The sequence below is a fragment of the Streptomyces sp. NPDC005898 genome (assembly GCF_040629635.1).
Lineage (GTDB): Bacteria > Actinomycetota > Actinomycetes > Streptomycetales > Streptomycetaceae > Streptomyces.
On the sequence record NZ_JBEXWC010000004.1, the window covers coordinates 222,297 to 244,062 of the forward strand.

20 protein-coding genes are annotated in these 21,766 nt (G+C 72.1%); 11 read left to right on the forward strand and 9 right to left on the reverse strand.

The genetic code is table 11. From position 1 onward, the window contains the following. Positions 1-12 precede the first annotated feature (12 nt). From ybeY to ABZ385_RS08300, 3 genes are read left to right on the forward strand one after another with little or no spacing between them, the layout of a single operon-like run. Positions 13-510, forward strand: a complete 498-nt coding sequence (ybeY, locus tag ABZ385_RS08290; RefSeq protein WP_358585977.1) for an rRNA maturation RNase YbeY — start codon at positions 13-15, stop codon at positions 508-510. A 4-nt stretch (positions 511-514) separates the two neighbouring features. Further along, entirely contained in the window at positions 515-1,819 is a 1,305-nt protein-coding gene (locus ABZ385_RS08295) for a hemolysin family protein (protein WP_358585975.1), read from the forward strand. Continuing rightward, the gene (locus ABZ385_RS08300; RefSeq protein WP_358910467.1) at positions 1,816-2,172 is read left to right on the forward strand and encodes an MmcQ/YjbR family DNA-binding protein; all 357 of its coding nucleotides are present in this window, start codon (positions 1,816-1,818) and stop codon (positions 2,170-2,172) included. Before ABZ385_RS08295 ends, ABZ385_RS08300 begins: the two co-directional genes overlap by 4 nt. Before the next feature lie 169 nt (positions 2,173-2,341). Here ABZ385_RS08300 and ABZ385_RS08305 read toward each other — a convergent pair whose 3' ends face one another. Then, complete coding sequence (locus ABZ385_RS08305) at positions 2,342-3,772, reverse strand: MFS transporter (protein ID WP_358910469.1); 1,431 nt, start codon at positions 3,770-3,772, stop codon at positions 2,342-2,344. A 213-nt stretch (positions 3,773-3,985) separates the two neighbouring features. Here ABZ385_RS08305 and ABZ385_RS08310 point away from each other — a divergent pair, with 213 nt between their 5' ends. From ABZ385_RS08310 to ABZ385_RS08325, 4 genes are all read left to right on the forward strand, one after another. Continuing rightward, the gene (locus tag ABZ385_RS08310) at positions 3,986-4,813 is read left to right on the forward strand and encodes a helix-turn-helix transcriptional regulator (RefSeq protein ID WP_358586424.1); all 828 of its coding nucleotides are present in this window, start codon (positions 3,986-3,988) and stop codon (positions 4,811-4,813) included. Between the two features lie 47 nt (positions 4,814-4,860). Next, positions 4,861-5,217 carry a cytidine deaminase gene (locus ABZ385_RS08315; protein WP_358586385.1) on the forward strand — a complete coding sequence of 119 codons (357 nt, stop codon included), beginning with the start codon at positions 4,861-4,863 and terminating at the stop codon, positions 5,215-5,217. Between the two features lie 113 nt (positions 5,218-5,330). Next, on the forward strand, positions 5,331-6,284 hold the full coding sequence (gene era / locus ABZ385_RS08320; protein WP_358586387.1) for a GTPase Era: 954 nt from the start codon (positions 5,331-5,333) through the stop codon (positions 6,282-6,284). Between the two features lie 214 nt (positions 6,285-6,498). Continuing rightward, positions 6,499-7,179 carry a TetR/AcrR family transcriptional regulator gene (locus ABZ385_RS08325; protein ID WP_358586389.1) on the forward strand — a complete coding sequence of 227 codons (681 nt, stop codon included), beginning with the start codon at positions 6,499-6,501 and terminating at the stop codon, positions 7,177-7,179. A gap of 16 nt (positions 7,180-7,195) precedes the next feature. Here the strand turns inward: ABZ385_RS08325 and ABZ385_RS08330 are convergent, their stop codons facing one another. The 3 genes from ABZ385_RS08330 to ABZ385_RS08340 all read right to left on the reverse strand — a co-directional run bounded on the left by ABZ385_RS08330 (position 7,196) and on the right by ABZ385_RS08340 (position 10,098). After that, a complete protein-coding gene (locus tag ABZ385_RS08330; RefSeq protein WP_358910471.1) occupies positions 7,196-8,548 on the reverse strand; it encodes a GH1 family beta-glucosidase in 1,353 nt (450 codons plus the stop codon). Positions 8,549-8,653: 105 nt separating this feature from the next. Beyond that, a complete protein-coding gene (locus ABZ385_RS08335) occupies positions 8,654-8,920 on the reverse strand; it encodes a protealysin inhibitor emfourin (RefSeq protein WP_358586393.1) in 267 nt (88 codons plus the stop codon). Positions 8,921-9,003: 83 nt separating this feature from the next. Then, positions 9,004-10,098, reverse strand: coding sequence for a M4 family metallopeptidase (locus ABZ385_RS08340; RefSeq protein ID WP_358699143.1), 1,095 nt, complete (start codon positions 10,096-10,098; stop codon positions 9,004-9,006). A gap of 291 nt (positions 10,099-10,389) precedes the next feature. On the opposite strand from ABZ385_RS08340, the gene leuA reads away from it, so the two are divergent. From leuA to ABZ385_RS08355, 3 genes are all read left to right on the forward strand, one after another. After that, positions 10,390-12,111: a 2-isopropylmalate synthase gene (gene leuA, locus ABZ385_RS08345; protein ID WP_358586396.1), complete on the forward strand. Its 1,722-nt coding sequence runs from the start codon at positions 10,390-10,392 to the stop codon at positions 12,109-12,111. Between the two features lie 170 nt (positions 12,112-12,281). Continuing rightward, complete coding sequence (locus ABZ385_RS08350; RefSeq protein ID WP_358586398.1) at positions 12,282-13,013, forward strand: TerB family tellurite resistance protein; 732 nt, start codon at positions 12,282-12,284, stop codon at positions 13,011-13,013. A gap of 6 nt (positions 13,014-13,019) precedes the next feature. Beyond that, on the forward strand, positions 13,020-13,469 hold the full coding sequence (locus ABZ385_RS08355) for an SRPBCC family protein (RefSeq protein WP_358586400.1): 450 nt from the start codon (positions 13,020-13,022) through the stop codon (positions 13,467-13,469). A 35-nt stretch (positions 13,470-13,504) separates the two neighbouring features. Here the strand turns inward: ABZ385_RS08355 and ABZ385_RS08360 are convergent, their stop codons facing one another. From ABZ385_RS08360 to ABZ385_RS08380, 5 genes are read right to left on the reverse strand one after another with little or no spacing between them, the layout of a single operon-like run. Beyond that, complete coding sequence (locus ABZ385_RS08360; RefSeq protein ID WP_358586403.1) at positions 13,505-14,434, reverse strand: dihydrodipicolinate synthase family protein; 930 nt, start codon at positions 14,432-14,434, stop codon at positions 13,505-13,507. Beyond that, positions 14,431-15,498, reverse strand: coding sequence for an ABC transporter ATP-binding protein (locus tag ABZ385_RS08365; protein ID WP_358910473.1), 1,068 nt, complete (start codon positions 15,496-15,498; stop codon positions 14,431-14,433). Before ABZ385_RS08365 ends, ABZ385_RS08360 begins: the two co-directional genes overlap by 4 nt. Further along, the gene (locus tag ABZ385_RS08370; protein ID WP_358910474.1) at positions 15,495-17,522 is read right to left on the reverse strand and encodes a dipeptide/oligopeptide/nickel ABC transporter permease/ATP-binding protein; all 2,028 of its coding nucleotides are present in this window, start codon (positions 17,520-17,522) and stop codon (positions 15,495-15,497) included. The genes ABZ385_RS08365 and ABZ385_RS08370 overlap by 4 nt, the downstream gene beginning before the upstream one ends. Further along, positions 17,519-18,478, reverse strand: coding sequence for an ABC transporter permease (locus tag ABZ385_RS08375; RefSeq protein WP_358586410.1), 960 nt, complete (start codon positions 18,476-18,478; stop codon positions 17,519-17,521). The genes ABZ385_RS08370 and ABZ385_RS08375 overlap by 4 nt, the downstream gene beginning before the upstream one ends. Before the next feature lie 40 nt (positions 18,479-18,518). Beyond that, entirely contained in the window at positions 18,519-20,153 is a 1,635-nt protein-coding gene (locus ABZ385_RS08380) for an ABC transporter substrate-binding protein (protein WP_358586412.1), read from the reverse strand. Positions 20,154-20,447: 294 nt separating this feature from the next. On the opposite strand from ABZ385_RS08380, the gene ABZ385_RS08385 reads away from it, so the two are divergent. Next, entirely contained in the window at positions 20,448-21,731 is a 1,284-nt protein-coding gene (locus ABZ385_RS08385) for an aminotransferase class I/II-fold pyridoxal phosphate-dependent enzyme (RefSeq protein ID WP_358697885.1), read from the forward strand. The last annotated feature ends 35 nt before the right edge of the window (positions 21,732-21,766 follow it).

Genomic DNA, 21,766 nt, shown 5'->3' on the forward strand with positions numbered 1-21,766 from the left:
ACCAGCACCACCATGTCGATCGACGTCAACAACGAATCCGGAACCGAGGTCGACGAGCAGGCGATCCTCGACATCGCCCGCTACGCCCTCGCGCGGATGCGCATCCACCCGCTCTCCGAGCTGTCGGTGATCGTCGTGGACACCGACGCCATGGAGCAGCTGCACATCCAGTGGATGGACCTGCCGGGGCCCACGGACGTCATGTCCTTCCCCATGGACGAGCTGCGGCCGCCCATGAAGGACGACGACGAGCCCCCGCAGGGCCTCCTCGGCGACATCGTGCTCTGCCCCGAGGTCGCCGTGCGGCAGGGCAAGGAGGCGCCGACGCAGCACTCCATGGACGAGGAGCTCCAGCTCCTGACCGTCCACGGTGTGCTGCACCTGCTCGGGTACGACCACGAGGAGCCCGACGAGAAGGCCGAGATGTTCGGCCTCCAGGCCGCCATCGTCGACGGCTGGCGTGCCGAGAAGGGCCTCACCGGGCCCTCCCCGGCGCCCACCGTCTCGTAGCGCCATGAGCTTCCAGCTGATCGCCGGGGCCGTCGCCCTGGTCGTCGTGGCATGGCTCGCGGCCTGCGCCGAGGCGGGCATCGCCCGCGTCTCCAGCTTCCGCGCGGACGAGGCGGTGCGCTCCGGGCGCCGGGGCAGCGCGAAACTCGCGCAGGTCGCCGCCGACCCCACCCGCTACCTCAACGTGGCGCTGCTCGTGCGGGTGGCGTGCGAGATGGCCGCCTCCGCCCTCGTGACGTACGCCTGCCTCCAGGAGTTCACCGCGACCTGGGAGGCCCTGGCGGTCGCCATCGGGGTGATGGTCCTCGTCAGCTATGTGGCCGTCGGCGTCTCGCCGCGCACCATCGGCCGCCAGCACCCGATGAACACCGCGACCGCGGCGGCGTACGTCCTGCTGCCGCTGGCCCGGATCATGGGCCCGATCCCGCCCCTGCTCATCCTCATCGGCAACGCCCTGACCCCCGGCAAGGGCTTCAGGCGCGGCCCGTTCGCCTCCGAGGCCGAGCTGCGCGCGATGGTCGACCTCGCCGAGAAGGAGTCCCTGATCGAGGACGAGGAGCGCCGCATGGTGCACTCCGTCTTCGAGCTGGGCGACACCCTGGTGCGCGAGGTGATGGTGCCCCGCACCGACCTGGTCGCCATCGAGCGCTTCAAGACGATCCGCCAGGCCCTCACCCTCGCGCTGCGCTCCGGTTTCTCGCGCATACCCGTGACAGGGGAGAGCGAGGACGACATCGTCGGCATGGTGTATCTGAAGGACCTGGCCCGCAAGACGCACATCAACCGCGACAGCGAGTCCGAGCTGGTGTCGACCGCGATGCGCCCGGCGACCTTCGTGCCGGACACGAAGAACGCGGGCGACCTGCTGCGCGAGATGCAGCAGGAGCGCAACCACGTGGCCGTGGTCATCGACGAGTACGGCGGCACGGCCGGCATCGTGACCATCGAGGACATCCTGGAGGAGATCGTCGGCGAGATCACCGACGAGTACGACCGCGAGCTGCCGCCCGTGGAGGAGCTGGCCGACGGCTGCTACCGCGTGACGGCCCGCCTCGACATCGGCGACCTCGGGGAGCTGTTCGGCCTCGACGCGTTCGACGACGAGGACGTGGAGACGGTCGGCGGCCTGCTCGCCAAGCAGCTGGGCCGCGTGCCGATCGCGGGCGCGTCGGCGGTCGTGCCGCTGCCGGACGGCCGGGAGCTGACCCTCACCGCGGAGTCGGCGGCCGGCCGCCGCAACAAGATCGTCACGGTGCTCGTGGAGCCGGTCGAGCCCGCGGGCGCGACCGAGGAGGAGGAAGCCGGATGACGCCCGAGGAGCTGCGCTCGTTCTGCCTGTCCTTCAACGACGCGATGGAGGACTTCCCGTTCACGCCGGAGACCTCGGTCTTCAAGGTGGCGGGGAAGATGTTCGCGCTCTCGGCCCTCGCGGGGAGCCCGCTGACCGTCAACCTCAAGTGCGATCCGGACATGGCGGTGCAGCTGCGGGCCGCACACCCCGAGATCGTGCCCGGCTGGCACATGAACAAGCGCCACTGGAACACCGTCACGGTCGACGGCGCCCTCCCGGACCAGCAGCTCAGGGAGCTGATCGAGGACTCGTACGACCTGGTGGTCGCGGGCCTGCCCCGAGCACAACGACTGCGCCTGGACCGCCCCTGAGCGACTGCTGGTACGCGGGCGCACTCTCCCGCTCCGGGCTGCCCGGCAAAGGACCTCGGAGTGGAATGGTCCGTGCGATGGTGTCGGGGCCGGCCCCCGCCGCCGTGCTCCGCCGCGCGCCGCACGGGGCGACGGCCCGCCGCTGAGCGGCGGGCCGTCGTCGGCACCGTCAGGCGCGGGCGGCGCCGCGGCGCAGGCCCGCGAAGACCAGTACCGCCGCCGCGAGCACCGCCACCGCGTCGATGAGCAGGACCGTCCGGACGCCCGTGAGCAGGTCCGGCGCGGTCGTCGCGAGGATGCCGAGCAGCGGGATGCCGATCGTGATGCCCACCTGCTGGGTCGAGGTGACCAGGCCCGTCGCCAGACCCTGCTCCTCGTCGGGGACCCCGGAGGTGACCGTCACGCCGTACGCGACGATGGCGCCCAGGTGGAACATGCTCGCCACCGACACCGCCGCCGTGGCCAGGTACGCCGACCAGCCGCTCTCGCCGATGCCGAGCAGCGTCGCCACGAACAGGCCCTGGCCCAGCAGCGATCCGACCAGGGTGCGGCGCGCCCCGAAGCGGCCGATGACCTTCGGCGCGTACATCCCGGCGACCACCGACAGGACGCCCTGCACGCCGAAGACCATGCCCGTCTCGAAGGCCGAGAGGCGCAGGACCTCCTGGAGGTACAGGGTCAGCACGAAGACGACCGTCGACATCATCGAGAAGGTGACGAGCCCGGCGAGGTTGCCCCACGCCACCGTGCGGCGCCGCAGCATGGGCAGGGAGACCAGCGGGGCCGCGGCCCGCGACTCCACGTAGCCGAACGCCGTGAGCAGCACCACGCCCGCCACCAGCGTGACGATCACGTCGGTGCCGCCGAAGCCGCGCTCGGCGGCCGTGGACAGGGCGTAGATCAGGGCGAGGAGACCGCCGGTGACCGTGGCGGCCCCGGGCAGGTCCAGGCGCGGGCGCTCCGGGGTGCGGGACTCCTGCAGCAGCAGGGGCGCCAGCGGCAGCACGATCAGCGCGAAGAGGGTCAGCAGGCCCATCGTGGAGCGCCAGCCGAGCGTGTCGGTCAGTACGCCGCCGAGCACCATGCCGACCGTGAAGCCGAGCGAGAGCAGCGTGCCGGAGATGCCGAGCGCCCGGTCGCGCTGCGGGCCCTCGGGGAAGGTCGTGGTCAGCAGGGACATGCCGGTGGGCACGATGGCCGCCGCGCCCACGCCCTGCAGCGCCCGCCCGGCCAGGAACGACGCCGGGTCCCATGCGAACGTGGCGAGCAGCGAGGCCAGGCCGAACAGCGCGAGCCCGGCGAGGAAGAGCCTGCGCCGCCCGAACAGGTCGCCCATCCTGCCGAAGAGGAGGAGGAAGCCGCCCGAGGGCAGCGCGAAGGCGGTGACCGCCCACTGGAGCGCGGAGTGGCTCATGCCCAGATCGGCGCCGAGCACCGGCAGCGCCACGTTCAGCACGGAGAAGTCCAGCGAGACCATGAACTGCGCGGCGCACAGGACGAAGAGCACGAGCCGGTCACGGGAGGAGAGCGCGGGGCCGTGGGGGTGCGGCGCCGGCGGTGCGGCTTGGGGAGAGGGAGCGGGTGAGGTGTCGATCGCCATGGCCATGAGCCTGCGGCAGCCGGAACAACGCTGGGGAGCGGGAACTTATGCTGGTGGTCGGAACACCAGTCAGGGCTTGGGGGAGCGCCACACATGTCGTCAGCATCGGTCGCGGAGACCTCGGACACATCGGGCACCTCGGATACCTCGGAGACGCCGTACGCCGCGGAGAGTTCCAAGGCGCGCAGGCTGGGGGAGCTGCGGGAGTTCCTGATGAGCCGCCGCGCGCGGATCACCCCGGAGGAGGCGGGCCTGCCGGGCGGTGGCGGGCGGCGGCGCACGCCGGGGCTGCGCCGCGAGGAGGTCGCCGTGCTCGCCGGCGTCGGGGCGTCCTGGTACCAGTGGCTGGAGCAGGGCCGGGACATCTCCGTGTCCCCGCAGGTCCTGGACGCCGTGGCGCGCGTCCTGCGGCTCAGCGGCGCCGAGCGGCGCCATCTGTACGTGCTGGCCGGACTCAACCCGCCGCCGCCCGAGGTCGCGCGGGACGACATGAACATGTGCGCGGGCCTGCGCCGGATCATCGACACGTGGATGCCCTACCCGGCGCACATCATGGACGCGTACTGGAACTGCGTCATGTACAACGACGCGGCCGCCTCCGTGCTCGGCATGCGCTCGGAGACCTCCGAGAACTGCCTGCTCACCTTCTTCGCCGACCCCATCTACCGCGCTCGCGCCAGCAGTTGGGAGCGCAACGCGCCGCAGGTGGTGGCGATGTACCGGGCCGCGTGCTCGGACCAGCCCGGGGACGACGGCTTCGCCGCGGTGATCGCCGAGGCGAAGGCGGTGAGCGCGGAGTTCGCCGAGCTGTGGGAGCGGCGGGACATCATGCCCGGCGGGCAGGTCGCCAAGGAGATCGAGCATCCGGTCGCGGGCACGCTGTTCCTGGAGTCCACGCAGCTGAAGGTGCCCGCGCGGCCCGACCTCACCATCGTGCTGCACACCCCGCTGCCCCACGCCGAGACCGACACGGCGGGCAAGCTGGCGTGGCTGGCCTCGGCCGAGGGACGCCGCGAGGCGATCCGCTCGGTCGCGGGCTGATCCACCCGGGGCCCGCTGGCCGGTCCGCGCCTCCTTATGCTCGTGCCATGACGCAGAGCACCGACCTCGGTCCCGAGGACCGCAAGATCGTCACCCTCGCCCGCTCCGCCCGGGCCCGCAACGCCGTGCCCGAGGGCGCGGCCGTGCGGGACGAGACGGGACGTACGTACGTGGCGGGGACCGTCGCGCTCGACTCGCTCCGGCTGTCCGCGCTGCGGACGGCCGTGGCGATGGCGGTCGCCTCGGGCGCCGAGTCCCTGGAGGCCGCGGCGGTCGTCTCCGGCGCGCCGGAGCTGCCCGCGGAGGACCTCGCCGCGGTGCGGGACCTCGGCGGGGCCGGTGTGCCGGTGTTCCTGGCGGGGCCCGACGGCGAGGTCAGGTCCCGGGTGGCCGCGGGCGAGTAGCGCCGGTCCGAGGACGGGGACGGACGCGCCGAAGCCGCTGTTTTCCCGGCCCCGGCCCGCGGCGGGGGCCGCACGGTACGGCGGCGCTCCCGGGATCAGGGACAATGGGCGCCATGAGCGTTCGTACCCCGTCATCAGCCGAGCCGTCCGAGGCCGTCCACCGCGCCGGCTTCGCCTGCTTCGTCGGCCGCCCCAACGCGGGCAAGTCCACCCTCACGAACGCTCTGGTCGGCAAGAAGGTGGCGATCACCGCCGACCAGCCGCAGACCACCCGGCACACGGTGCGCGGCATCGTGCACCGGCCGGACGCCCAGCTGATCCTGGTCGACACCCCCGGCCTGCACAAGCCGCGCACGCTGCTCGGCGAGCGGCTCAACGACGTCGTGCGCACCACCTGGGCCGAGGTCGACGTCATCGGCTTCTGTCTGCCGGCGAACGAGAAGCTCGGCCCCGGCGACCGGTTCATCGCCAAGGAACTGGCCTCCATCAAGAAGACGCCGAAGATCGCGATCGTCACCAAGACGGACCTCGTCGACAGCAAGACGCTGGCCGAGCAGCTCATCGCCATCGACCAGCTCGGCAAGGAGCTGGGCTTCGAGTGGGCCGAGATCGTGCCCGTCTCCGCCGTCGGCGACCAGCAGGTCGGCCTGCTCGCCGACCTCATCGTGCCGCTGCTGCCCGAGGGGCCCGCGCTCTACCCCGAGGGCGACCTGACGGACGAGCCCGAGCAGGTGATGGTCGCCGAGCTGATCCGCGAGGCCGCGCTGGAGGGCGTCCGCGACGAGCTGCCGCACTCCATCGCCGTCGTGGTCGAGGAGATGCTGCCCCGCGAGGACCGGCCCGCCGACAAGCCGCTGCTCGACATCCACGCGTTCGTCTACATCGAGCGGCCCAGCCAGAAGGGCATCATCATCGGCCCCAAGGGCAAGCGGCTGAAGGACGTCGGCATCAAGTCCCGCAAGCAGATCGAGGCGCTGCTCGGCACGCCCGTCTTCCTCGACCTGCACGTGAAGGTCGCCAAGGACTGGCAGCGCGACCCGCGCCAGCTGCGCAAGCTCGGCTTCTAGGCAGGACACGCTCCGGACGCGCCACAGGGCGCGGGGCGCCCACGGCATCCGAAAGCGGCGGGGCGCAGCGGTGGACCCCCGTCCCGCCGCTGCGCCCCGCCGCCTTCGGCAACCACGCGGGGCGGACCGGCATTCCCGTGTACGGGTGGCGCGCGGTCTTTTTCGGCAGGACGGCATAACGCTGTTATAGCCATCACAGCGTTATGCTGCGCGGATGTCAACCGGAAGCCCGAGCGGGCGAACGACCGGCGGACGGGAGCCGGCCGACGTCCGCCGGCGTCTCCTCGACGAGGCCGCGCGCGTCCTGGCCGAGCAGGGCCCGGCGGCGCTGAGCGCCCGACGCCTGGTCAAGGCGGTCGGCGCGTCGACGATGGCCGTCTACACCCACTTCGGCTCGATGCCCGCTCTGGTGCGCGAGGTGATGCGGGAGGGCTTCGCCCGGTTCGGCGCACGGGTCCAGGAGGAGTGCCGCCGCGCCGACCCCGCCGACCCCGTCGCCGGGCTCGCCGGACTCTGCCGCGTCTACCAGGAGTTCGCCCGCGCCGAGTCCGACGTGTACGCCGTGATGTTCGGCGGCTCGGTCCTCGCCGGGTTCGAACTGTCCGACGAGGACCGGCGGATCGGTACGTTCATGCTGCGCTTCCCGCGTGACGCGATCCGTCGCTGCGTCGAGGCGGGCCGCTTCCGGGCGGACGCCGACCCCGACCTGCTGGTGCGTCAGCTCTTCGGCTCCATGCACGGCCTCGCCCAACTGGCCGGCGCGGGCTACTTCCTGGGTGAGTACGCCCCCGACGACGTGCTCGCCGGAACGCTGCGGGACTTCGCCGTGGCGGCCGGGGACACGCCCTCGGCCGCCGCGCACTCCGTGGCCGCCGGCCTCGGACCGCGCCCCTGATCCGGCGCGCGGCGCGTCACGCGCGCCGCGCCCGCAGGGCCGCGCGCAGCCAGTGGTAGGACGCCTTCGGGGTGCGCTCCAGCGTGGCGCGGTCGACGTGGACGATGCCGAAGCGCTGCCGGTAGCCCTCCGCCCACTCGAAGTTGTCCATCAGCGACCAGACGAAGTAGCCGCGCACGTCCACGCCCGCCGCCAGGGCCCGGTGCAGGGCCCGCAGGTGCCCGTCCAGGTAGGCGATCCGCTCCTGGTCGTCCAGCCCCTGGTACGAGCAGCCGTTCTCGGTGACGACGAGCGGCGGGAGGCGGTCGCCGTAGCGGTCGCGGAAGGCGGTGAGGAGTTCGGTGAGGGCCTCGGGTACGACGGGCCAGCCGAAGTCCGTGACCGGGTGGCCCTCGATCTCCCGGGGCGCGAAGGGCAGTTCGGGCGGCAGGCTCAATCCCGCGAACTCGGTGGCGTGCGGGAGCGGGGCGCCCACCTTCGTCGGCTGGTAGAAGTTGATCCCGTACCAGTCGAGCGGCTCGGAGATGACCGCCAGGTCGGCGTCGAGATCGTCGGCGGGCATCGACGCGCCGAAGCCGTCCGGGTACCGGCCCAGCAGCAGCGGGTCGGCGAAGAGGCGGTTGAGGAGTACGTCGTAGAGGTCGGCGGCGGCCGTGTCCTCATCGGCGGCCGACGCGGGCCAGGTCGGGCCGTGTGAGTTGGCGATGCCGATGTCCCGCGCGCCCGCCGCGCGCAGCGCCCGCACCGCGAGTCCGTGGCCGAGGAGCTGGTGGTGGGCGGCCGGCAGCGCGTCGAACAGGAGCCGCTCGCCGGGCGCGTGCCGGCCGAGCGCGTGGCCGAGCAGGGTGTGTTCGGCGGGCTCGTTGAGGGTGATCCACTTCTCGACGCGGTCACCGATGCGGGCCGCGACGACGGCGGTGTACGCGGCGAAGTGTTCGGCCGTGTCCCGGCTCAGCCAGCCGCCCGCCTCCTGCACCGCCAGCGGGGTGTCCCAGTGGAAGAGGGTGGCGACCGGCCGCACGCCCGCCGCGCACAGCTCGTCCACGAGGCGGTCGTAGAAGTCCAGGCCCGCCGCATGCACCCGGCCGGTGCCGGTGGGCAGCACGCGGGGCCAGGAGACGGAGAAGCGGTAGGCGTCCACGCCGAGGTCGCGCAGCAGCGCCACGTCCTCGCGGTAGCGGTGGTAGTGGTCGCAGGCCACGGCGGCCGTCGTGCCGTCCTTCACGTTCCCCGGCACGGCCGTGAACGCGTCCCACACCGAGGGCCCGCGCTCGTCGGTGGCGCCCTCGACCTGGTGGGCCGAGGTGGCCACGCCCCACAGGAAGTCGCGGGGGAAAGGGGGTATCGGGCTCGCCGCGGTCGCTGCCATGGGCGGGATCCTGCGTACCGCCGGGCAGGGAAGTCAATGGGCGGACCCGAAAAAGATGAACAACGCTCAGGTTTTTACGTGCCCTCCAGTTCTCACCACGCTTTCTTACGCGCCCTCCTTGAGGACCCGGGAGATCAGGGTCCGCTGGGGCTCGGTCAGCCGCGGGTCCGAGCAGTACACCGTGCGGCCGTCCACCGTCAGCTGGTAGCCGAAGCCGTCCGGCACCCCGATGGGGGGCGTGTCCCGGCCGTCGGCCAGGGCCTGTTCCGCCAGGGCGTGCCACTCGGGGGCATCGACCAGCTCCGAGGTGTCCACCTCGGCGTGCCGCTCGATGCCCGCGAAACCGCCCGTGCGCTTCACCTGGATACGCATGGCTCCTGTCTACTCCACCGCGCGGGCGGCCGGTAGCGCGCCGTCAGCCGTGGGAGGCCCGTGGGAGGCGGCCTCGGCGGCCGTCAGGCCTTCTTGGACGCCCCACCGGAGACCGGCACCTTGACCGTGGTCCAGGCGTCGGTGACGGCCTTCAGCTCGTCGCCGTCGCCGTACTTCTGGCGCGCGGCGGCCACCGTCAGCTTCGCGAAGTCCTCGAAGGAGGCGTCCTGCGCCAGCTCGCCGCCGGTCAGCACGGCGTACCAGATCTGTCCCGCCCGCTCCCACGAATGGCCGCCGAGGGCGTCGGCCACCAGGTAGAAGGCGCGGTTGGGGATGCCGGAGTTGATGTGCACGCCGCCGTTGTCGCGGCCCGTGCTGACGTAGTGGTCCATGTCGGCGGGCTGCGGGTCCTTGCCGAGCACGTCGTCGTCGTACGCCGTGCCGGGCTCCTTCATGGAGCGCAGCGCCTTGCCGGTGACGCGCGGGGCGAGCAGGCCGGCGCCGATCAGCCAGTCGGCCTCCCGCGCGCTCTGGCCGAGCGTGTACTGCTTGATGATCGAGCCGAAGACGTCCGCCATCGACTCGTTCAGGGCGCCGGGCTGGCCGAAGTACGTGAGGTTCGCCGTGTACTGCACGACGCCGTGGGTCAGCTCGTGGCCGATGACGTCCACGGGGATGGTGAAGTCGAGGAAGATCTCGCCGTCGCCGTCGCCGAAGACCATCTGCTCGCCGTTCCAGAAGGCGTTTCCGTAGTCCTCGCCGTAGTGGACGGTCGCGTCCAGCGGCAGGCCGTTGCCGTCGATGGAGTTGCGTTCGTACGCCTTCTGGAACAGCTCGAAGGTCGCGCCGAGACCGGCGTACGCGCGGTTGACGGTGGCGTCCTTGCCGGGCTCGTCGCCCTCGCCGCGGACCTTGCGGCCCGGCAGCTGCGTGCGGTTCCTGGCGTCGTAGACGGTGCGGTGCGGCTTGTCCGCCGCGGCTTCCCCGGGCGGGGCGACGGCGGGCGCGCCGATCACGGTGGTCAGCCGGCGCCGGGTGCGCTCCACGGCGTCCCGTTCCAGGGTGCGGCGGGCCGGTCCGGCGAGCGCCGCGTCCTGGTTGCGGGCCAGGGTGTCCAGGACGTGCGGCGGCACGATGGTGCAGAAGACGGGTTCGAAGCCCGTCGGTTTGGCGGTCATGGCGGCAATGTGGCACTGGGTCATGCCGCTGTCACTACCTGCCACCATGATTGCTGAAATAGAGGGATTGCTCACCGCCGGACGTTTAATCCGCGCCGGTCCCGCATACTGATACGGGCCCGCGCGCCGGGCGCGACTCGGCTAGGCTGCGGCACATCATGCGATTCGGGCTGCTTCTCCTTAGCTGCCGCGGCGAGGGCCTGTAGTCGAGGCCGACCCCCTCCCCGCGGAGTTCGGCGTTGCGCTAAGACCGTCGGCCGTCCTTCAGGACACTTCCGAGGAGCCCCGCACATGCCGAACTTCCAGCGCCCCACGTCCCTGCCGATCCACAAGTACGGCCGGTACGAGCAGGTCGACATCCCGGACCGCACCTGGCCGGACAAGCGGATCACGGTCGCTCCCCGCTGGCTCTCCACCGACCTGCGCGACGGCAACCAAGCGCTGATCGACCCCATGTCACCGGCCCGCAAGCGTGCCATGTTCGACCTGCTGGTACGCATGGGCTACAAGGAGATCGAGGTCGGTTTCCCCTCCTCGGGCCAGACCGACTTCGACTTCGTGCGCTCGATCGTCGAGGACGAGGACGCGATCCCCGAGGACGTGACGATCTCCGTCCTGACCCAGGCCCGCGAAGAGCTGATCGAGCGCACCGTGGAGTCCCTGAAGGGCGCCCGCCGCGCGACGGTCCACCTGTACAACGCGACCGCGCCCGTCTGGCGCGACGTGGTCTTCCGCGGCTCGCGCGAGGCGGTCAAGCAGATCGCCGTCGACGGCACCCGGCTGGTCATGGAGTACGCCGACAAGCTGCTGGACGACCGTACGACGTTCGGATACCAGTACAGCCCCGAGATCTTCACCGACACCGAGCTGGACTTCGCCCTGGAGGTCTGCGAGGGCGTCATGGACGTCTGGCAGCCCGACGCGGAGCGGGAGATCATCCTGAACCTGCCCGCCACGGTCGAGCGCTCCACGCCCTCCACCCACGCGGACCGCTTCGAGTGGATGTCCCGCAACCTCTCGCGGCGCGAGTTCGTCTGCCTGTCCATCCACCCGCACAACGACCGCGGCACCGCCGTCGCCGCCGCCGAGCTGGCCGTCATGGCCGGTGGCGACCGCGTCGAGGGCTGCCTGTTCGGTCAGGGCGAGCGCACCGGCAACGTCGACCTGGTCACCCTGGGCATGAACCTCTTCAGCCAGGGCGTCGACCCGCAGATCGACTTCTCCGACATCGACGAGGTCCGGCGGGTGTACGAGTACTGCACCCAGATGGAGGTCCACCCCCGGCACCCCTACGCGGGCGACCTGGTCTACACCGCCTTCTCCGGCTCCCACCAGGACGCCATCAAGAAGGGCTTCGACGCGCTGCAGGCGCGGGCGGCCGCGGCGGGCAAGACCGTGGACGACATCGAGTGGGCCGTGCCGTACCTGCCCATCGACCCCAAGGACGTCGGCCGCTCCTACGAGGCCGTCATCCGGGTCAACTCGCAGTCCGGCAAGGGCGGTGTCGCGTACGTCCTGAAGAACGACCACAAGCTGGACCTGCCGCGCCGCATGCAGATCGAGTTCTCCAAGATCATCCAGCAGAAGACCGACGCCGAGGGCGGCGAGGTCACCCCGGGCGCGATCTGGAGCGTCTTCCAGGACGAGTACCTGCCCAACCCCGACAACCCGTGGGGTCGGATTCAGGTCAAGAACGGTCAGACCACGACCGACACGGACGGCGTCGACACCCTCACCGTCGAGGCGACGCTGGACGGCGCGGACACCGTCCTGACCGGTTCCGGCAACGGCCCGATCTCCGCGTTCTTCGACGCGCTGCAGGGCGTCGGCATCGACGTACGCCTGCTGGACTACCAGGAGCACACGATGAGCGAGGGCGCGTCCGCGCAGGCCGCCTCGTACATCGAGTGCGCGATCGGCGACAAGGTGCTGTGGGGCATCGGCATCGACGCCAACACCACGCGCGCCTCGCTGAAGGCCGTCGTGTCGGCCGTCAACCGCGCGGCGCGCTGACCCGCCCCCGCGTTCCCACCGGCCCCGTCCGCCTCCCCGGCGGGCGGGGCCGCGTCATCTCCCGGCCATGTCCGGACCGCTCTTCGGCACGACATGCTGACGCCGCATCAACGATGTGGCTAACATCACGCCAACGCGGCAATGCAGCCGGGGAGTCACGGAGGTGCGTGGTGCTGCCAGAACGGGGAGCGAACGGCAAGAAGGCCCGTATCTCCGCAAGGCCCGTCTCGCGCGGTCGGGCGCTGTGCAAGCGGGTGGTCGGCGTGCACACCGCCTGGGACGCCGTCGGCGACGGCGAGTTCTTCTGTCCCGCCTGCGGGGGCGACCGCAACTACCAGCGGCTCACCGGCCGGCGCCGCTTCATGCTGCTCGGCCTGCCCGTCGTGCCGCGCGGCGACGCGGGGCCCGTCGTCCAATGCGCCGCCTGCCAGGACCTGTTCGACCCAGACGTCCTGGACCACCCCACCACCACACGGCTCTCCGCCATGCTGCGCGACGCCGTGCACACCGTCGTCCTCGCCGTCCTGTCGAGCGCGGGCTCCCTCACGCGCACCACCCTCGACACGGCCGTCGGCACGCTGCGCGCCGCGGGCTACGCCGACTGCTCCGAGGAGCAGCTCGTCGCCCTCGTCGGCGCGCTCGCCGCGGACACCGGCCGCGCCACCGAGGCCGACTGCACGCCGGGCCTCGCCATAGAACTGCACGAGGCGCTCGGCCCGCTGGCCCCCCACCTCGCCCCCGCGGGCCGCGAGGCGCTGCTCCTCCAGGGCGCCCGCATCGCCCTGGCCGACGGCCCCTACACCACCGCCGAACGCGATGTGCTCACCACGACGGGCTGCGCGCTCACCCTCCGCACGGAGGACGTGATCCGCCTGCTGGTGACGGCACGCACGCCGTCCTGAGTTCCGGTGCCGCGCTTCGAAGTCGTGACAGCCGTCGCCGCGCCCCCGGAGCGGGTGTGCGAGGCGTGCCTTGACGTGGAGGCGCACACCCGGTCGATGGCCGATGCGGCGGAGCGGGCGGTCGGTGGCAGGACCCGAGGCGCCCTCTCGCTCGGCGACACGGTGACCTTCGAAGCGCGCCACTTCGGCCTGACCTGGCGGCTCACCGCCCGCATCACGTCGTACGACCCGCCCCGGTGCTTCGTGGACGAGCAGGAGTCCGGCCCCTTCAAGCGGTGGCATCACAGCCACCGCTTCGAGCCGGACGGCACCGGCGGCACCGTCATGAGGGACGTCATCGAATTCGCCTCGCCGTTCGGGCTTCTCGGCCGCGTCGCTGACCGCACCGTTCTGCACTGGTACATGCCCCGCCTCATCAGAACCCGCAACGCCTATCTCGCCGACGCCTTGCGCTGAGCCAGGATGGGGGCAGTGCTCCGAGGAGCAGCCCCTCAGAGCAGTCCCGCCGCCCTCAGGTGGCTGCCCACCGTCTCCGTCTCCCTCGGGGAGAGCGGGATCTGCGGTTCCGCCGTCGTCGGGCAGGTGATCACGCCGCGCAGGTGCAGCGCCGTCTTGAAGGCGCCCAGGGCCGATGAGCCGGCGCCCATCCGGGTCGGGGCGCCCGCCGTGACCATCCCGAACAGGGCGCACAGCCGCTCCTGTTCGGCCCGTGACCGCTCCCAGTCGCCCTCGCGGCAGGCGGCGTACAGGCGTACGTATCCGGCGGGGTCGACGTTGCCGAGGCCCGGCACCACTCCGTCCGCGCCCATCGCGAGCGCCGCGTCGGCCGTCACCTCCGAACCGGTCAGCACGCTGAAGGGCGTCGGGAGCGACCGCCTGCCGAGGAGCACGCTCCGGAACGCTCCCTCGGCGCCGCTGGAGTCCTTCAGGCCCGCCAGCACGCCCTCCGCGGCCAGTTCCAGTACCAGCTCCGCGCCCAGCTTGGAGTGCACCGACATCGGGATGTCGTACGCGATGACCGGCACCGGTGAGCGGTCCGCGACCAGCCGGAAGTGGCGGGCGATCTCGGCCGGGTGGGTGCGCGTATAGAAGGGCGCGGTGACGACGGCCGCGTCCGCGCCCGCCTCGGCGAGCACCCGCACATGGTCCAGGACGCGGGGCGTGGTCATGTCGATCGCCCCGGCGAGTACCGGCAGTCGGCCACCGACGTGCCGGACCACCGTGTCGACGACCAGCGCCCGCTGCCGATCCGTCAGGTACGCGGCCTCCGAGGTGGAGCCGAGCACGAAGAGGCCGTCGACGCCGCCCCCGGTCAAGTGGTCCACGAGCCGGACGAGGGAGGCGGTGTCCACCTCGCGGTCCGGTGTCAGCGGGGTGCAGACGGGCGGGACGACACCGGTCAGCGGGGTGGGCAGGGTCATGGATGCTCCCTGGGGTGTGCGGCCGTGGCGGCGGCCGGGGTTCGGGCCGTGGCGGCGGCCTGGGCGGCGAGTTCATGCGTCGACTGGCCCGCGCCGACCGGGTGGTGGCAGCGGAACCGGTGCCCCGGGCCCGCCGGTTCGGCGTCCGGCATCACCTCGGCGCACCCGGCGTCCGCCTTCCAGCAGCGCGTGCGGAACGGGCAGCCGCTCGGCGGCCGGGTCGCCGACGGCACCGGCCCCACCAGCGGAATCGGGTCGATGGGGGCCAGCAGGCCCGGCGTGGCGGAGAACAGGGCGCGGGTGTACGGGTGCCGGGCGCGGTCCAGGATCTCGGCGGCGGGCGCCTCCTCCACGATCCGGCCCAGGTACATGGTGATGACGCGGTCGCTCATCCTGCGCACGGTCTGGATGTCGTGCGAGACGAAGACCAGGGCGAGGCCGAGGCGTTCCTTCAGGTCCAGGAGGAGGTTGAGGATCTGGGCGCGCACGGACACGTCGAGCGCGCTGGTCGGTTCGTCGGCGACGACCAGGTCCGGTTCGAGGGCCAGGGCGCGGGCGATGGCCACGCGTTGGCGCTGTCCGCCGGACAGCCGGCCGGGCAGTTGGTCCGCGAGGGCCTTGGGCAGACCGACCAGAGCCATCAGCTCCCGTACGCGGTCCTCCCGTTCCCTCGGCGTGCCGCGCCGGTGCACGTCCAGGGGGTCCCGCAGGATCTGCCGCACCGACAGTCTGCGGTTCAGGGCGGTGGACGGGTCCTGGAAGATCATGCCGGTGCGGGTGCCGATCTCCGTCCGCCTTGTCGCGGGGGCCATCGTCCAGAGGTCCCTGCCCCTGAACGTCACCGTTCCGCCGGTGGGGCGCTGTACCCCGACCAGGACCTTGGCCAGGGTGGACTTGCCGCAGCCCGATTCGCCCACGACGCCGAGGGTCTCGCCGGGGGCGATTGCCAGGTTCGCCTCCGTGAGGGCGTGGACCTGGTCCCGGGAGAACAGCCCTCCGGAGCGGGCCCGGTGGGTGACGTGCACGTCGCTCAGCTGAATCAGGGGGGTGTGGGGAGTGGTCATGTCGGGTCCCCCTGTGCGGGATCGTCCGGGCTGGGCGCGCAGTTCCCCGCGCCCCTTCGGGGCGCCTCCCGGCGGGGCACTGCCGGGTGGTGGCACGCCGTTTCGTGGGTCGGCGGGCCCACCAGCGCCGGGGTCGCGTCCCGGCAGACCGTCGAGGCCAGCGGGCAGCGGTCCGCGAACCGGCAGCCCGGCGGGAAGTCCGCCGGGGACGGCACCACGCCCTTGATCTGCGTGAGCCGCCGCGCCGCCGACTCCAGGGAGAGCACGGAGCCGAGCAACCCGCGCGTGTAGTGGTGCGCCGGGGCGCCCACCAGGTCGGCGGTGACGCCCGTCTCGACGATCTGTCCGCCGTACATCACCACCACCCGGTCGGTGACGTCCGCGACGAGCGCCAGGTCGTGCGAGACGAGGATCAGCGCGAACCCCAGCTCCGCGCGCAGCCGCAGCAGCAGCTCGATGATCTGGGCCTGCACGGTGACGTCGAGCGCCGTCGTCGGCTCGTCGGCGATGATCAGCTTCGGGTCGCGGGAGAGGGCCATGGCGATCAGGACGCGCTGGCGCTGGCCGCCGGACAGCTCGTGCGGATAGCTGCGCAGGGTCCGCTCGGGGTCCAGGCCCACCAGTTCGAGCAGCTCGGCGGCCGTGCGGCGGCCGCCCCTGCGGACGACCTGCCCCAGCTGGGAGCGGACCGTCATCGCCGGGTTCAGCGAGGACAGGGCGTCCTGGTAGATCATCGCCATGTGGTGGCCGAGGAGCCGGCGCCGGGCCCGCGCGGGCAGGCCGACCAGCTCCCGCCCGTCGAACACGACGCTGCCCCGCACCCGGGCGCCCCGGGGCTCCAGGCCCATCACCGTCAGCGCCGTCAGCGACTTGCCGCAGCCCGACTCGCCGACCAGGCCGAGGACTTCGCCGGGGCGTACGTGGAAGCCGATGCCGTCGACGATGTCCGTCCCGGCGTGCCGCTGGGCGAAGCCGACGGCGAGGCCGGTGACGGTCAGGACGGGCGGCCCCTCGGGCAGCGGCCGGGCGCGGGCGCGCAGCCGCGCGGCGGCCTCGGTCAGGCCCGGCAGGTCCAGGACCTCGCCGGTGCCGGGCTCGGGCGCTTCGAGGCGGTCCTCGGCGCGGGCCGCGTCGGGCACGTCCCGGCCGGAGGGCGCGGCCCACGCGTCGGAGACGCCCTCGGAGAGGATGTTCAGGGCGAGGACCGTGATCAGCATGAGCAGGCCGGGGAAGACCGTCGCCCACCAGCCGCCGATCAGGACCATGTTCTTGCCGTCGGCGATGACGCTGCCCCAGGAGGGGTCGGGCGGCCGGACGCCCGCGCCGATGAAGGAGAGCGAGGCCTCGAAGACGATGGCCTCGGCGACCTGCACGGTGCAGAAGACCAGGATGGGCGCCGCGCAGTTCACGGCGACGTGCCGGATGAGGATGTGCGGGGTGCGCGCGCCGACGACGCGTTCGGCCACGACGTAGTCCTCGCCGTACTGGTCCAGGACGTTGGCCCGGACGACGCGGGCGATCGGCGGGGTGAACAGGAACGCGATGGCGCAGATCAGTACGGTGATGCCGCCGCCGAAGACCGCGACGAGCACGGCGGCGAGCGCGATGCCGGGAAAGGCCATGACGACGTCGAGGCAGCGCATCAGCGTCTCGTCGACGGCCTTGCGGGAGGTCGCCGCGACCGCGCCGACGAGTGCGCCGACGGCGAGGGCCAGCAGGGTCGCGCCGAGCCCGATGGCCAGCGACCAGCGCGCCCCGTACATCAGCCGGCTGAGGATGTCGCGGCCGAGGCTGTCCTGGCCCATCCAGTGGCCGGCGGAGGGGTGGCCGGTGCCGTCGGTCTGGGGCTGCTGGTCGAGGGGGTCGTGCGGGGCGACGAGCGGGGCGAGGGCGGCCACCAGGACGACCAGGGCGAGGACGCCCACCGCGACCCTGGACAGGACGGGCAGCTTGTGCGACGGGCGGAGCCGCAGGCCGGGCACGGACAGGCGCTCGGTCAGCGCCTTGCGCGAGGTGAACGTCAACTCGTCCCCCTCAGGCGGGGGTTGACCAGCAGGTGCAGGATGTCGATGACGAGGTTGACGATGACGAAGCCGACGGCGGTGGTGATGACGACGCCCTGGACGACGGCCGGGTCGCCGTTCTTCACGGCGTCGATCATCAGCTTGCCCATGCCGGGCAGCGAGAAGATCGTCTCGATGACGACGGCACCGCCCAGCAGGTAGCCGACGCGCAGTCCGAGCACGGTGAGCGGGTTGATGAGGGCGTTGCGCAGGACGTTGCGGCCGACGACGACCACCGGGGGCAGGCCGCTGCCGATGGCCGTACGGACGTAGTCCTTGTCCAGCTCCTCGACCACGGCGGTGCGGATGACGCGGGTGAGGCCGGCCGCCACCGGCAGGGAGAGGGCGAGGGCGGGCAGCGTCATGGTCCGCAGCCAGCCGGTGAGGGAGTCGGCGGGGTTGATGTAGCCGCCGGTCGGGAACCAGCCGAGGTCGACGGCCAGGTACTGGATCATCAGGAGCGCCAGCCAGAAGCCGGGCGCCGCGACACCGGTCAGGGAGACGACGCGGATGAGCTGGTCCGGCAGCCGGTCGCGGTGGATCGCGGCGGTCACGCCGAGGGTCAGCGAGAGGACGACGGCGATGCCGAGGCCGAGGAACGTCAGCTGCATGGTGAGCGGCAGGGCGGTGGTGACCTGGTCCAGGACGGGGGAGCGGTTGAGGACACTGATGCCCAGGTCGCCGTGGAGGAGGTCCCCCACAAAGGCGATGTAGCGGGCCGGCAGCGGGTCGAGGAGGCCGTTCTCCTCGCGGAACCGGTGCAGCTGCTCGGGGGTCGGGTTCGCGCCCTGGAAGAAGGCGGAGGCCGGGTCGACGTCGGAGAACCGCATCACGAGGAAGACGAAGAGCACGATGCCGAGCAGCAGCGGGACGAGCAGGGCGATGCGGCGGGCGAGGATTCTGAGGACTGCGGTCACGGAGCACGACCCCCGAACTGGCCGGTGGACTGGGCGGTGGTCAGGCCCACTTGGCCTGGAGGAGGTTGATCCCCGGATACGGCTGGGCCCGCACGCCGCCGATCTTCTTCGGGTCCCAGGCCGTCATGAGTTCGTTGTGCACGACCGGATAGAGCACCGCCTGTTCGGCGATGACGTCGATGTACTCCTGGATCATGGTCTTCTTGCGGCTCGCCTCGGGCTCGCGGGTGGCCGCCGCCATGTCCTTGAAGAGTTTCCTGGCGACCGGGTCGCCGGCCCAGCGGGCGTAGCCCATCCACAGGTTCTCGGGGCCGTAGTTGTAGTGCATGATCAGGTCGGCGTCGAGCCCGAACTGGTTGGGGTTCGAGGCGGCGGCGACGACCTGGAAGTCCTTCTTCTGGTCCAGTTTGGTGAAGACGGCGGTGGTCTCCTGCGGGTCGAGCGTCACCTCGACGCCGAGTTTCTCCCAGCCGTCCTGGATGGTCGGCAGGCAGTCCACGATCCAGCTGACGTTCACCGCCATCAGTTCGACCCGCAGCTTGCCGACGCCCGCCGCCTTCAGGAGCTTGCGCGCCTTCGCCAGGTCGTACGCGTAGACGGTCCGCGCGGGCCGGTAGGAGGGGTTGGCCTCGTTCAGGAAGGACGTCGACGCCTTGCCGTGCCCGCGCAGGGCGGCCTCGATCATCTTGTCGCGGTCGATGGCGTAGTGCAGCGCCTGGCGCACCCGTACGTCGTCGAACGGCTGGTGCGCGGTGTTGAAGAGCAGGAAGAGGTTGTTCATCCCGGCGCCGCCCTCGACGCTCATGCCGCTCTTCTCCAGCTGCGCGATGTTGGCGTAGGGGATGTTGTCGGCGATCTCCGCGTCCGCGCTCGCGCCGGAGATCTTCGCGACGCGCGGCGCGGCGTCCACGATCGTCAGCCAGTTCATCTTCTTGAACGCGGCCTTGCGGGGGCCGTTGTAGTCCGCGAAGGCCTCGAAGGTGGTGTTCGACTTCGGGTGGTGCGCGGTCTGCCGGTACGGTCCCGACCCCACCGCCTTGCCCTTGGTCGCGTCCTCCCAGGCGCCGGGCTTCGAGAAGACGTGCTTCGGCATGATCTTCGCGAGGGAGAGGCGGGCGGCGCCGTCGGGGAAGGGGAACTTCAGGATCAGCTCGACGGAGGTGGCGTCGACCTTCCTGACCTCCTTCAGCCAGCTCGCGAAGAACCCCTTGGCGAGCGTCTGGGTCCTCGGATCGAGGATGCGGTCGAACACGAAGACCACGTCGTCGGCGGTGACGGGCTTGCCGTCGTGCCACTTGGCGCCCGGGCGCAGGGTGAACTTCCACGTGGTCGCCCGGAGGTCGCCGGGGATCTCGGTGGCGAGCGCCGGGTAGGGCTCGCGGCTGATCGGGTCGGTGCCGAGCAGACCCTCGTAGATGTGTTCGTTGCCCGCCATGGCGAAGGCGGAGGCGGTCTGCGTCGGGTCCCAGCTGCCGTCGTTGCCGTAGCCGATGACGGCGGTGAGCGTGGCGTCGCCGCCCTGGCCGCCGCCCCCGGTCTCGTTGGTGGACTCCGGCCCCGAGGAGCAGGCGGAGAGCGAGGTGGTGACGGTGGCGGCCGCGCCCAGGGCGCCGGTGTACCGCAGGAAGGACCGGCGGTCGGGCCGCGTCGCGGTTCGAGGGATCGGGTCGCTCACGGTGTCTCCCTTGCTCCCTGGAGAGATCCCACGTCCTACGTCGTGGGTGGCGTGGCGACCATAAGAGGGGTGCGGGGGCCGGTCAAGGCCCCGCACACGGCATTTCACCCCCATTGGCGAGCGGGGCCCGGCGGGTGGGCCCCCGGCGGCCCGGGGCACCGCCGGTCTCGTGGACCGGGCGCACGGGGCGGAGCCGGTTTGTATTCTCGGCAGGCGCGACGCACCGAACGCGACCCCCGCGTGCCCCACCGGGGGCGTGACCCACCGAAGCCGCACCCTGCGAGAGGCAACACCATGACCACCGAGCTGAGCCCCGACGCCCCGGCCCTGGACGGGCTCCTGGAGCGGGCCCGGAAGGACTACGAGGAGCTCGCCGCGCGCGGGCTCTCCCTCGACCTCACCCGGGGCAAGCCCGCGCCGGAACAGCTCGACCTCAGCGAGGACCTGCTCGCCCTGCCCGGCGGACGCCACACCGCCGCCGACGGCACGGACGTACGCAACTACGGCGGCCTCCAGGGTCTGCCCGAGCTGCGCGAGATCTTCGCCGGCCTGCTCCAGGTGCCCGTGGGCCAGCTGCTCGCGCTCGGCAACTCCAGCCTGGAGCTGATGCACGACTGCCTCGTGCACGCCCTCCTCGGGAAGCTCCCCGGCGCCGAGTCCCGCTGGGTGGACCAGGAGCGCATCGCGTTCCTGTGCCCCGTGCCCGGCTACGACCGGCACTTCGCGCTCTGCGAGCGGTTCGGCATCGACATGATCCCCGTGCCGATGACCGACCAGGGCCCGGACATGGACGCCGTGGAGCGGCTCGCCGCCGAGAACCCGGCGGTCAAGGGCATCTGGTGCGTGCCCAAGTACAGCAACCCCGACGGCGTCTCCTACAGCGACGAGACCGTGGCCCGCCTCGCCCGCATGGAGACCGCCGCCCCCGACTTCCGGATCTTCTGGGACAACGCCTACGCCGTCCACCACCTGACCGACGAGCCCACCGAGATCGCCGACCTCCTCGGCGCCTGCGCCGAGGCCGGCAACGCCGACCGGGTGTTCGTCTTCGGCTCCACCTCGAAGATCACCGCCGCCGGCGCGGGCGTCGCCTTCTTCGGCTCCTCGCCCGCCAACGTGAAGTGGCTCCTGGCCAACAACCAGAAGCGCTCCATCGGCCCCGACAAGATCAACCAGCTGCGGCACGTGCTGTTCCTGCGGGACGCCGACGGCGTACGCGCCCACATGGAGCGCCAGCGCGCCCTGCTCGGGCCCAAGTTCGAGACGGTCGCCCGCATCCTGGAGGCCGAGCTGGGCGGCACCGGTCTCGCGACCTGGACCTCGCCCAAGGGCGGCTACTTCGTCACCCTCCAGGTGCCCGACGGCTGCGCCAAGGAGGTCGTGCGCCGCGCCGCCGAGGCCGGCATCGTGCTGACCCCGGCCGGCGCCACGCACCCCTACGGCCAGGACCCGCGCGACGCCGTCATCCGGATCGCGCCCAGCTACCCCGGCCTCGCCGACCTGGAGCAGGCCATGCGCGGCCTGACCGTCTGCGTCCGCCTCGCCGGATACGAGCAGCGGGCCGGCCAAGCCGCCTGACCTGCCGCCGCGCCGACCGCTCGGCGCGGCGGCAC